The following is a 12503-nucleotide window of genomic DNA, read 5'->3' on the forward strand; positions in this document are numbered from 1 at the left end:
TTTTGAAAATTTCATGCTGGGTTTTGTTATTAAAAACAGCCCTCTAAGCTCTATTTTTGGCAATAAGAAACTAAGCCCCCGGATACACAATTATTTAATGTCATTAAGTTTAAGCAGTTTGATCTTGAATATTTACTTGGAGTCCCAATGACTCCAGTCTCTTGATTGAGTGCTTTATCAATATTTCTTTTTTTCGTTGGTCAAAGTAATCGAATCCTAGTTCGAGGTATTCTTGTCTTCGCGTTAACAAGATATGAACGATGGTTAGTATGGTATGACCAACGGCTATCGCCGCTCGATTCTTCCCTCGCCGCGCTGCGATTCGGTGGTACTGAGCCGATAAGTATGAGTTTTTCTTTCGCGCTACAGCTCGCGCCGCCTCAGTTAGGGCGCTTCGCAATTTTTTGTTTCCCTTTCGCGTTTTGGCCGACTTTTTCTTCCCCGCGCTTTCGTCATGACCTGGAGTCATTCCCGCCCATGAGCATAAATGTCCGGGGGTTGGAAACCGTGCCATGTCCGTACCGATCTCTGCTAAGATTTGTTCAGCAGTTCGTTTACCGACACCGGGGATAGAATCCAATAACTTCAGGTCTTCCGCAAAAGGGGCCATACGTTTATCGATCTCTGTATCCAATTCCGTGATCAGTTCGTTCACATAATCGATATGGGCTAGCTGTTTCTCGATCATGAGCAGTTGATGAGCTCCGAGTCGCCCTTCCAACGCCAGTTTTAACTGTTCTTTCTTTAACTTTAGTTTCTTTTGAGCGAAATCGGCCAAGACGGAAGCATCGGTTTCACCGTTAATCATGGCTTCCAACATGTTTCGTCCGGAAACTCCGATTACATTGGAAGCCACAGAGGATAGCTTGATGTTGCCGCCCTCCAGTACCTTTTGAAGCCGGTTCACTTCGCGTGTTCGCTCTTCAATGATGCTTCGCCGGTAACGAATAATCTCTCGCATCTCTCTTTGATCCCGATTCGGGATATAGCTTCCTTGCACCAAACCATGTCTTACTAACTTGGCGATCCATTCGGCATCTTTAACATCCGTTTTACGTCCGGGAACGGATTTGATGTGCTGAGCATTGACTACCATCGGCTTGAGATCTTCTAATTCCAACAGGTTGTATATTGGTTTCCAGTAGTCTCCCGTGCTTTCCATCGCGACATGGGTGCATCGGTTTTGCTTGACCCAGTCCACGAGTTCAATCAGGTTCCGAGTCATTGTAGCAAATGTTCGAATCTCCTTTCCTTGAGGGGTGATGATGCAGGCAGTGATGCTCTTCTTATGAACATCCAAACCGCAACAGCGTTCATGCAATACATCCATGACTTGCTTCTCCTTAGACTGGATTGATTAAGGCTGGTGCAAACTACCAAAAGGGTTATTCTGCCCTACGTGCTTCCCGAAGGAGCAACAATCTGCGATGCACCGGGTCGTTTGTGGTCCGTCTTATCAACGGGCTCGTGGCACCAAGAATTTACGACCTACCTTCGCCAGCCATAGTAGAAGTATGGACAAAATTTTCATTTATCAGTGGTGCCGCAACAGCGGCATGGGAGTCTTATCAACTAAAAAAGGAAGCGACATCCTAGGACTATGACAATGAAGTTCTATACTGCCGCTGCCTTTATTCAATAATCGTTCACGTCTCTAATGAGGCGTAACAAAGATGCTGACTGATTTTCCGTTACCGGTAGTAATGTTTGCCTTAAACGTATCAATATCAACCGTAACAGGAATACCATCGTTAACTTGATATACGTATGGCTGATATTTATAGACAGCTGTTCCAGAGCTGGTGTCAATAGTTACTGAACCTGTTTGAATAATAGTTGCTCCGATTGGAATACTTTGTTTCCATTTCAGATCACTTACATAAAACTCAATACCTAGTACCTGATCTCCTTTAACAAGACCTGCGTTTTTCAATTCGTTGCCAAATTGGTCTTTTACTTTCACATCGCCGAACGTTTTGTTTTGAGCGAAATCGTCGTTGAAGAGGTTCAGGTTATTGAGGGCTGCCAAGGAAACTTTTTTATTCTTACCATTTTCCCCCGCTATAATAGAGTTTGCAGTGATGCCGTCTTCAACAATGTTGATGTTCTCTAAAGTAGCTTGTTTAATTACGTTTATAGCTGGCGCAAAAATAACAGTTACACTTGTTTTACCTGCTTTAATTCCATGCAGACCATAAACATCGAAGGTAACGTTATCACTGTAAGTTGGCAGTCTTCCATCCAGTTTAGCCTTCGTTCCTTCTTTTGCAACTGCGGAATTAGATAAACCGATCGATTTGATCAAGTATTTGTTGTCCGGCAGCGCAACCGTTTTTGAGCCGTCTTTCGCTTTGATGTCTAATTTACCATAAAAGTAAGATTTCACTTCAGCACTCAGACCACTCAAAGCATCGGAAAGCTTATCCACTGCATATACACCATTCGGGAAGGATGACAGGCTATAGACCAAATCCGTATTGGCTCTGTCGGCTTTGATTCTATCAATGCTAGTCGACGTGCTGATTGTTGTACCCGTTGTTTTGTTAACCAACTTCGCTTTTATTTGATAGGTACCTTCCGTCATCAAGTCGCCTGCTGAAGCTTGCGTACTAAACCTGATCGTTTTACCGGTAATCAAGTCTCTGATCTGGTTAGTGCTTCCAGGTCTTTTGTCATTCAAAGCGCCATCGATAACCAGTGGTGCGGATTCTGTATTGGCTTCTCTAATCGTTACAGTAGGGTTATAGTCGAGATAGGCATAAACAGCATCTGTTGCAGTACTTGTTCCATTAGTACGCTGCAGACTTAATTCAAGACGGTAGTTGGAGAAGTTTTTGTCAAGCTCTTCACCATACTGGTCTTTGAATTTCAAAATAAATACGGAAGTTGCATTCGGCAGAATTTCGTCATTTGCTTTGTACGAAACATAGATTTGGTTCGGATAACGGTACTCGTTTACTTGGCTGTTGAATGTTGCAGTTTTACCAGTTTTGGCAACCAGTACGTTAACTATCAAGTTGCCCGCTTTGCGAGTAGCTGCATCTTCAGGAGTAAGACCGGTAATTCTGATCGAACCTTTGTTTGCACCGCCAGTTTCAATAGTTGTATCTACAGTTGCACCGGAGCTCCCGTATGCATAGATCGACAAGTCGCTAGGATGTTTTTGAACGTAGGAAGCCAGTTCATCGGCAGTTAAAGTATTGCCATATTTGTCTTTAGCAATAACCGGTACGAATTGATCATCATCGCACCATGCCAACGTTTTGTTGAAATTGCCAAATGAAATTTCGTAAGGAATTTTCGTTGAAGCGATTTTCGAGCTCTTTACAGCTGTTTGACCGGATTGGTTAGCAACAACGGAGAAGGTTACGTCTTGATCCAGTTGGAAGCTGGAGCTATCGCTGTCTGCTGCAATGATTTTCAGATCCGGTTTGTTGCCGCCCGTTTCGCTGTCCACGAATCGAAAGCCACTGTTCACGTTATAAATACGGTTTGTATTCGTTACAGGATCTAGAATAGTAACTGTATCTGTACCGCTCTTTACAGTGCCTACACCCGTTGTATAAGTGGAAGTACCGGAGATCAGCGTAGGAAGGTCGGTTACTTCGAAACCGTATTGGTCATATGCTTTGTAGTTGATGTAAGCTGTATCGCCAGCTTCGATTTGTGTTTTGCGGCTAGCGTATTGGAAGTCACCCAATTCAACTTTAGCGACGGATTGTACGTCGCCTACTTTGAAGGTTTTGCTTGCTTGTGCTGTGTTATCCGGAGCGATGATCGTTACAGCAAACAGTTGGTCTCTTACCAACGTTTTACCGTAAACTGCTGCTGCAACATTAACGTCCAAAGCTTGCTGGTCGCCTTTAACATCTTTCACCATATCCGGGCTAGTTACGATATTAAAACGGGAAGCGGCAAGATCGGAAACTTCATTGTATTGGTTATAAGCTTTGAAAGCCACTCTAACTTTAGCACCCTGAGCAACCGTGTCGCTAGCGTTAACGAATTCGATTTTAGTAATCTTTTCGTTTTGAACCGCAACGTCGGCAGTACCTTTATCAGTAACCGTTAAACCACCGTCTTTAACTGCTTCGATTTTCGCAGTGTAGGTACCTTCGGTGAATTTACCGTCCAAAGTAATAGTTACTTGGTTTTTTGTGTCATTCCATTTAGGAGTACCAATCAAAATCGTTGTCCCACGCAGTACGGATACATTCAGCTTGGAAGTATCAGCAATTGCGCCGTTCAACGTGATTGTCATCGTTTTCGCGCCAGTAGCTTCTGCTTTAACGATGGAAACGTTGGTTACGATCGGACCAACCGGAGGTATGTATTGGAGCTTAGCTTCGTAGGAGCCCAGTGCCAGCAATTCACGAGTTGCTGCGGAAGTACCGCCGAAAGTGCCGTCAGCACCGCTGCTCAGCAATTTCTTTTGAAGCGCCAGTGCAACGTAGCCTTTTGCCCAGTCGGAAACGGTTTTGTCGCTTACGCCTGGAGTTGCTTTCGCAGCCGAGTCTTGACAAAGTCCGCGGAGCAAGAAAGCAGCCAGTTGTTCTGTCGTTACTTCGCCGGCAGGGTTAAATTGGCCTGGTGCATAGCCATCCGTGATGCCTGCTTTAACGAGTGCTTCGATGTAAGGAAGAGCGTAGCCGTTAGCCGGATCGTCAGCTTTTACATCGGAGAAAGTGGAAGTTTTCACAGAGGTGTCCACTTTCAATTGGAAGACCAACGCTGCAACCTTTGCAAATTGCGCACGGTTCATTTTATCTTTAACGCCGAATATGCCGTCTTTAACGCCGTCGAAAATACTGGCTTTAATCATTTCGTCGAACTTGGCTTTAGTTGCCGCGTCCAGATCTTTCAGATCGCTGAAGCTGGAAGAGTCTTTCGTTACGTTGGCTTCTGCACCCAAAGCAACGGATGCAAACATCGAGAATGCGATAGCAAGGGACAAAATAGCAGATAAACTTTTCTTCATAAACTTCTCCTTTTGATGTTAGTAGCTCTGCTATGAGTGGCAACATTATCAATCGGTGCTAATTTCCGATAACGGTATTAAGCACCGATTGATTTAAGCCTTTTTCGTTTCTTGTTTAGATCAAACAATATTCCTGAATCTTGCTTCGTTTCTCTGATGTTATTCCATATTCTTTTTCGAAATAAACATCCCAGTTGCCGTATTTTTCGATTACCGCTGTAATAGCCGATTGCAAATAATCTGCTTCAGCAGAGAACACAGCCTGCAGGTTCTGTACCTGCTGCGAGTCTAATTTCTCGGATAACCGTTCAAGCATCAGCTTCATTTTCGGCCCGAGCGTCTCGTTTGTCAGCAAGTAATCTTCCATCACGACAGCATCGGGTACGCCGAGCAGTTTTAAAATCAACAGTGCGCCAACACCCGTCCGGTCCTTGCCTCCGGCGCAATGATGAATGATACCGTGCTGCTCCGGATTTCCCATCGCACCGATCAGAAACTGATAGGCGGGATTCGCGAACGGAAGCTTCGCGTACATGTCGATCATCGTGTTTCGATTCAACGCACCGCTAATGAGGTAGTCTTCCGCACGACCGCTCGTTGCCGGCGCAATCGGACTGGCCTCCAAACGGTAGTAGTCCACACCCGCCAAGGTAGGCGTCGGGCTGCGCTCTGCTTCACTCTCGCTACGGTAATCCAGTATCGTCCGCACCTTCAAAGTTTTCAGAAACTCCAAATCTTGTTCGGTCAAGGCCCCGAGCTCATCGGACCGGAAAAACAAGCCGTATTTGACGGAACGACCGTCTTCCGTTGGATAGCCTCCCATATCTCGGAAATTGTGTGCGCCCTCGAGAACGATTACTCTCTGTCCCGGATACGCCCCATCTCGTATTGTTGACATAAATATCACCTCTTAGAATGTACTTTCGGCGCCCGTTTCCCAAGATCGAAACGGTCAATTTTATTCTCATGGCATCAGCTTCTGTGCCTGGTTTTGCGCGTCTTGCATGACCTTCGTTACATCGGACTTACTCAGAACGGCTTTTTGCACGGCATTGATCAGAATAGTCGAAATTTGGCTGAAATTCACTCCAGGAAAAGCGGCTGCGGGACGCAATCTTTCCAGCTGTCGGATGTTCGGCTGGATTAACGGGTGATCTTTCGCCCAATCCTTTAAATATTTCGGATCGTCAAGAATGGACGTACGGAGCGGCAGGTAGCCGATTTCCGAAGTAATGATCGTATATCCGCGCTCGCTTGTGACGAATTTGAGGAATTCCCACGCCGCCTTTTGCTTCTCGGCATCTTTGGACAGGATGAAAAGTGCGCTTCCCGAGTTCGTCGGCGTTGTCGGCTTCGTACCGAAGCCGGGCATTTCCGCTGCCCGAAGCTCCCAGTTGTTGCTTGTCGCACCTTTCAGCAGCGACCCTTGGATGGCGCTGCTTTGCAGAAACATTCCGAGCTTACCTTGCGACATCTCCTCCATTGCTTCATTGTCGTTCAGCTTGTCGCTCGCGCCACTGTCAACAAGGTCTCTCCACATTTGCAGTGCGCCGATCGTTTCCGGAGCGTCGAAATTCAGCTTTTTACGATCATCAGATAGAACGGAGCCGCCGTTGCTACCGATGATCGATTGCACGAGCCAGTCGCCAGAAGTTGGTGTGGAACCGGAAACGTGTATGCCCTGCGCTTTCGTCTTACTTACGATTTGCAGCGCCTGCTGCTTCGTCTGCTCCCAGGTCGTCGGCGGCTTTTCCGGATCCAGTCCGGCTTCTTTGAATAAGCTCGCATTATAGAACAATACCGGCGTACTGAAGGTGAAGGCGAGCCCATACGTCTTGCCGTTGTATTTCCCAAGCGCAAGTCCGTTAGGCGAGAAGCCTTCAAAGTTTTTCTTCCATTCCTCCGGCGATACAATGGACTCAAGCGGTACGGCCCCGAAACCGTTGACGTACAAGTCCATTGCACCGAAACCAAGCTGAGCAACATCCGGTGGTGAGCCGGCAGCAATATCCGCCTGTACCCGGGTCATCAGATCGGTGATCGGGACGGGAACGCCTTCCACCGAAATATTCGGATGGCTGGCCTGAAACTCGTCGATCAATTTCTGGGTTCCCGCGCCGAAAACGGCATTTCCCAGGTTATAGCTGTAGAAACGAATCGTAATCTTCTTGTTTGATTTCGTTTGGGCCTCATTCGCAATGTCCTGGCTTCCCGACGGATGAACTGCAGACGTTTCTTCCTTTGTACTGCAACCGGAAAGAGCAACGATGGACGAGATCATCGAGGCAAGCAAAATGGCGGGTAAACGTTTCATAGGGCATCTCCCCCTTGGAGTTCTTATTAATGCTGTGTGGTAAGTATCGACATATCAAACCGAGCGTACTCCACGTTTGTAGTCGGAAGTACAACGGTTTGAACGGTCACGTTTTTGTTCGATACGGTAACGATGTTATAGCTGCAGAAATCGTACATCCGAAACTGACCATCTTCCGTACTTTCCCCGGCAAAAGCCGATCCGGCAGCAGCTACACTGACAATTCCTTCGTACAGTCCGACGTTATTCGTATGCACGTGACCGGCAACAATACATACAACATCATCTCCCGTTTTGAGGATGTCACCGATCGCCGGTGCGTTCGTAATTATGTGCTCGGACGGCATCCCGCTAAAATTTAGCAGCGGATGATGGAGAGCAACGATAGTACCGTTAGGTGCAGATGACGTCAGTTCTTCAGCCAGCCATGCTAGCTGTTCCTCGTCAACCGTCCCCGAATGTTTGCCCGGAACTTGGGAGTTGAGTGCGATCAACCGGAGACCGTTAATCGTCGTGGAATAGTAGTAAGCCTGTTCAGACGGTTCTTCTCCGAGATATCCTTCGCGGAAGGCCGAACGATGGTCGTGGTTACCCAGCGTGACATGCACCGGTGCTCCGACAATGTCCGATCCTTCATTTACAAGCTTGCGGATATACTGATAATCTTCCGCGATCCCTTCATGTGCTAGGTCGCCGGTAATGACGACAAAAGCAGGGGCCAACTTCGACATTCTCACGTGTTCGAATATTTGTTTTAGCTTGTCCGCCATGCTCACTTTCAGAAACTCTCTCCCAGGTGCATTCAAGTGTGTGTCGGTAATGTGAATAAATTGAATCTTCATGCCGTGTCCCTCCAATTTTTGCTATCTTGTATTCATGTAATTACATCATGCATACAAGTATCATATATCTAGTATGTAAGATGAGTGTTAAATTGGCTTTTTTATTTTGTAAAGGTACCGTTACAATAAAAAAGTCCTTCACCGAGGTGAAAGACATTGTGTGGTCATCTTGCTATTGGGATTTCTCAATTGACGTGAATCACATCTTCTTCTATTAAACTTGTATGAATCCATAAACTTTCAACAGAACGCTTGAATTCGGTCTATTATATTAACGGTAACCGGAAGCATTCGCCGGTTTACCTGCATCCTGCACTTCTACGAGATACCGCCAACAGTCTGGCTGTGAGCCGTCAAGATCATAAAAACCATACACTTGTGCGAGCTTACCGCTTGAAACAGAGTGACCGTTCCATCGGGCAGCTTCCGGATCTCCAGCTAGTGCAGCGACGGCACGCCCTACAAAACGGGGCGATTCCGAGATGACGAAATGAGGTTCCTTCACAGTGGCGTCACGCCAGTTTTCTTCCTTAACACCATAGTGATCAAGCATGATTTCAGAACGCATCCAACCCGGGGTCACTGCTACTGCGGTGCATTTATGTGGCGAAAGTTCATGGGCTAAAGACTGAGCCATACGTATGACAGACGTCTTGGCTAGATCGTAGAACAGTGATAAACGGTAGTTTTTATCGTTGTATTCTGCCGTGCCGTCCGTTATCTCAACGACCAGTCCGTTCTTGTTTCGGATTAACAGGGGTAGTGCAAAGTGACTTGTAATAATATGCGTGTCAATCGCAAGCCGAAGCAGACGAAGCCCCCGTTCAAGGGAGTGCTCCCACACGGGCACGTTCCACTGTGCCAAATATTCAGCCCCCCACACAACATTGACCAGGAAGTCCAGTCTCCCCTGTTCATTCTCAATGCGAACAATTAGTGCTTGAACCTGATCAGGATCCAGATGATTCACTTGAACCGCTATTCCTTGGCCGCCCGCATTACTTACAAGTTCAGCAGTTTCTTCAATAGTTTCAGGACGATTGTACTCGGAGCGTTGTGTTCGAGTCGTACGTCCTGTCACATAAACAGTGGCCCCAGCCGCTCCTAATTCGATAGCTATTCCTCTACCGGCGCCGCGTGTTGCACCTGCCACCAAAGCCACTTTTCCATTTAGAGGTTTCATGACCTGTTACTCCTTTCGTTGATCTAACGCTCATTATAGATCTTAAATAGGTCAACTTGTGTCATATTAATAACTGCGAAGGTATCTTTTCAACTAGGCTCCGTGAGTTTTCGTGAAAAGGAATAATTGCTGCTACATCATTCAATGTATTGCATTCAATATTGCATCGAAAAATCGCAATTCTAAAAAATTAAATAGCAATTTTTGAAAATTTATATGTACATCTATGTGATAAGATAATATTGTAACCGATTACAAAACAAATTTAGGGGGGAGTTTGATAAAAATGTTTTCTTGACATCCGAGAAGCTTAAAGAGGAGCTTGTTTGACTACATGTAATATGTACCAAGTTAAGGAGGAATGGAAAATGGCTAAACATGATTTTCATTCTATGTCCATGAAGAAACTTCTTGTATTTTTATTATCGGCCTTAATGATATTCAGTTTTACAAATGTCCCCCCTCACGCATATGCTTCCAGTATAGCTCTGACTCCGACGGATGATACCTATGTATATGAGGGAACCAATGCCGGTACGAATTATGGATCTTCTACAACTCTTGCAGTTAAAACCGCATCAGGCAGCAATCGTTACGCTTATTTGAAATTTAACTTGTCTTCGGTCGCTTCGGTCAGCTCCGCAAAGCTGCGTGTGTACGGCAGCGCATCGGCATCTACTACATTGAATGCTTACAGTACAACAGATAGCTGGAGTGAATCGACCCTCACCTGGAATAACAAGCCGGCGGTCGGCAACCTCATCAATGGTATTCCGATCAACACCACGGTCATGTACAATGAAATTGATGTAACGTCCTATGTGCAGGCACAACTTGCCGGCGTTAAGATCGCCTCCTTTGTACTCGAAGAAACGGTAGGCAAATATAGTACTTTTAACAGTAAAGAATCCGGGTCAAATATACCTCAACTCGTCATTGAGCAAGGAGTCGGCAGTGGCGATACACAACCTCCGACTGCACCGGCGAATTTGACGGCAACGGCTACATCAAGCAGTCAAATCAATTTGAGCTGGACAGCGTCAACGGATAATGTGAGCGTAAACGGATACAACATTTACCGTAACGGTACGCAGGTAGGCATTTCGACTTCTACCTCCTACAGCGATACGGGACTGTCCGCCTCCACTTCCTACAGCTATACGGTTAAAGCCTACGACGCGGCAAGCAATGTTTCAAGCGCGAGCAACACGGCGAGTGCAACAACGGCAGCTGGCAGCGGAGCCATTATTGATTACCATATTTGGGCATTGCAGCAACCGGACGGCTCAACGATTAGTTCGTCGCAATTGGTTTCGGGATATTCCAGTCCCTATTTCTATAAAGCTTCCGATGGAGGCCAGGCGTTCATGGATCCTAAGACTGGTGCTACCACATCGGGCTCGGTACATCCCCGTTCAGAACTGAGGGAGCAAACGACCGGCGGAGCCAATGCAGCTTGGAGTTGGACCGGAACGAACACAATGACTAATACGGCTGCTGTGACATTACAAGGTGGCGGTACGAGCGGTAAAACAACGATTGCACAAGTTTTCGATAGTACCGATTCCATACCTTTGTGCGAATTGGAGTATACGGCAACCCCCAACTCAAGTGGCGGTAATTTCCAGATCTTATATGAAGAAGCAAAAGGAGCCGGTACCAACATCTATTTTAATAACACGGCTGCTCTGAATTCAAAATTCACTTATGAGCTGTCGCTTTCTGGCGGCGTACTGACTGTTTACATCAATGGTCAGCAGGTATATTCTCGTACCCCAAGCTATTCGGGAAAACAATTCTACTTCAAGTGCGGCGATTACGATCAAACTGCGACATCAGGTACGGTGACCACTACGCCATATACCATTGTTGAGCTTTATTACGTCAACGTGGTTCATCAGTAAGCTATATAAAGAGCTTAACTTTAACAACCAAAACCCTGCGTTAAAGTGAAAACGCGGGGTTTTCTTTTTGTGTATGCGAAAATCCCGTCACACATTCTCCTTCCCTTAATAGCTGCAGCTTAAATTCACCCTCTTTTTTTCTGCGTACACAATCCATCCTGATTGCACAACATAAAACTAGGATACCGACTTATGGTAATGGCTATTTTGCCAAGCTCCATTCTCTGATGCTACTGTTCGGCAGTACGAACTTCCGTCCACTGAACAATTCTTTACTGACTAAACTCTTTTAATGGTTATTTTACAGATATAAATTACTTTATAGAGCCTGTTCAAAAAGCTCATAAAATAGCATAAAAACAAAAATGCACCGAAGCGAGAAATGGTAAAATGAAGGTACCCCTACCAACATCAAACCATACTCGAGGTGCATTTTTATGGACTTGCAGCTTGAACTGCTGCCCTACCACTACTATAACACACTCGGTTTTGATGCGGAATTAATTGATTACATCGATCATGTGGATGACTCCATTGTGCTCGAGAAGATCGCTCCGCTTTATAAAAATGGCGGGCGTCCTCCAATCGATCCAAGAATCTGCTTTCGGATGCATTATCTGTACTTTACCCGCCCGGAGATCTCCTCGTTTCGAGAACTGGTGAGGCAATTAAAAGAACCGAAAAATCAGGCATGGCGGAACTTTATCGGTGTCCCCAACATCGAAAAGGTGCCGGCTCACAGCTGCCTGAGCAACTTCCGAGCCAAGGTAAGCAGCGAATTGTTTTATGCCATTCTTTTTGACCTCATTGCCCAGGCATTGAAGCTGAAAGACTTTCTGCTACCGATGCTAACGGGCATCGATTCTAGGCCGATTTGGGCTAACGTTAACGGATACAAGCACAAGCGCTGCTCTTGCTCGGATCAGAACCAGTGCGCTTGCGAGAAGACGTACTCTGATCCGGATGCTACTTGCGGCATGCAACGGACGAAGGCGAACCAGAACAAGTTTTTCATCGGTTACCGTAAGCACTCCATCGTCTGTCCAAGCCCGAAAGGCCCCATTGTTTTGTTCTCGATCATCCTGCCCAATGATACGGCGGACGTCAAAGTGATGTTGCCGCTCATTGAAATGATGAAGAAAATCGAAGGACTAAAGGTCGACTATCTGGTCGCCGATCTGGGATATTTCGATGCCGAAGATCAGAAAGAAGCGCTCCTGAAGCACGATGTGGCGGTCGTGACGGAAATTAAGAAAAACACCATCATTCCTGAACACTGCTC

Annotated in this window: 8 protein-coding genes; 2 read left to right on the forward strand and 6 right to left on the reverse strand. The window is 46.2% G+C overall.

From position 1 onward, the window contains the following. Positions 1 to 109: 109 nt before the first annotated feature. The 6 genes from O9H85_RS24410 to O9H85_RS24435 form a co-directional block, all read right to left on the reverse strand. The gene (locus tag O9H85_RS24410; protein ID WP_269884012.1) at positions 110 to 1330 is read right to left on the reverse strand and encodes an IS110 family RNA-guided transposase; all 1221 of its coding nucleotides are present in this window, start codon (positions 1328 to 1330) and stop codon (positions 110 to 112) included. Positions 1331 to 1654: 324 nt separating this feature from the next. Then, the gene (locus tag O9H85_RS24415) at positions 1655 to 4978 is read right to left on the reverse strand and encodes an S-layer homology domain-containing protein (RefSeq protein ID WP_269884013.1); all 3324 of its coding nucleotides are present in this window, start codon (positions 4976 to 4978) and stop codon (positions 1655 to 1657) included. A gap of 115 nt (positions 4979 to 5093) precedes the next feature. Next, positions 5094 to 5876: a tyrosine-protein phosphatase gene (locus O9H85_RS24420; protein ID WP_269884014.1), complete on the reverse strand. Its 783-nt coding sequence runs from the start codon at positions 5874 to 5876 to the stop codon at positions 5094 to 5096. 66 nt (positions 5877 to 5942) lie between these two features. Further along, positions 5943 to 7292 (reverse strand): ABC transporter substrate-binding protein, encoded by a 1350-nt coding sequence (locus tag O9H85_RS24425; protein WP_269884015.1) that lies wholly within the window; start codon positions 7290 to 7292, stop codon positions 5943 to 5945. A 26-nt stretch (positions 7293 to 7318) separates the two neighbouring features. Further along, entirely contained in the window at positions 7319 to 8134 is an 816-nt protein-coding gene (locus O9H85_RS24430; protein ID WP_269884016.1) for a metallophosphoesterase family protein, read from the reverse strand. Positions 8135 to 8405: 271 nt separating this feature from the next. Further along, positions 8406 to 9317, reverse strand: coding sequence for an SDR family oxidoreductase (locus O9H85_RS24435; protein ID WP_269884017.1), 912 nt, complete (start codon positions 9315 to 9317; stop codon positions 8406 to 8408). A 368-nt stretch (positions 9318 to 9685) separates the two neighbouring features. Between O9H85_RS24435 and O9H85_RS24440 the strand changes: the two genes are divergently transcribed. Both O9H85_RS24440 and O9H85_RS24445 read left to right on the forward strand, forming a co-directional pair. After that, the gene (locus O9H85_RS24440; protein ID WP_269884018.1) at positions 9686 to 11221 is read left to right on the forward strand and encodes a CBM96 family carbohydrate-binding protein; all 1536 of its coding nucleotides are present in this window, start codon (positions 9686 to 9688) and stop codon (positions 11219 to 11221) included. Between the two features lie 437 nt (positions 11222 to 11658). Continuing rightward, positions 11659 to 12503: transposase (locus O9H85_RS24445; protein ID WP_269884019.1), on the forward strand; the 845-nt coding region annotated here is incomplete at its 3' end.

The organism is Paenibacillus gyeongsangnamensis (genome assembly GCF_027533625.1).
Lineage (GTDB): Bacteria > Bacillota > Bacilli > Paenibacillales > NBRC-103111 > Paenibacillus_G > Paenibacillus_G gyeongsangnamensis.

Bases quoted from the DNA above. Each gene is read 5' to 3' on its own strand.
- O9H85_RS24430 (WP_269884016.1), bottom strand. From the start codon at position 8,134: ATGAAGATTCAATTTATTCACATTACCGACACACACTTGAATGCACCT.
- O9H85_RS24425 (WP_269884015.1), bottom strand. From the start codon at position 7,292: ATGAAACGTTTACCCGCCATTTTGCTTGCCTCGATGATCTCGTCCATC.
- O9H85_RS24435 (WP_269884017.1), bottom strand. From the start codon at position 9,317: ATGAAACCTCTAAATGGAAAAGTGGCTTTGGTGGCAGGTGCAACACGC.
- O9H85_RS24440 (WP_269884018.1), top strand. From the start codon at position 9,686: ATGGCTAAACATGATTTTCATTCTATGTCCATGAAGAAACTTCTTGTA.
- O9H85_RS24410 (WP_269884012.1), bottom strand. From the start codon at position 1,330: ATGGATGTATTGCATGAACGCTGTTGCGGTTTGGATGTTCATAAGAAG.
- O9H85_RS24415 (WP_269884013.1), bottom strand. From the start codon at position 4,978: ATGAAGAAAAGTTTATCTGCTATTTTGTCCCTTGCTATCGCATTCTCG.
- O9H85_RS24420 (WP_269884014.1), bottom strand. From the start codon at position 5,876: ATGTCAACAATACGAGATGGGGCGTATCCGGGACAGAGAGTAATCGTT.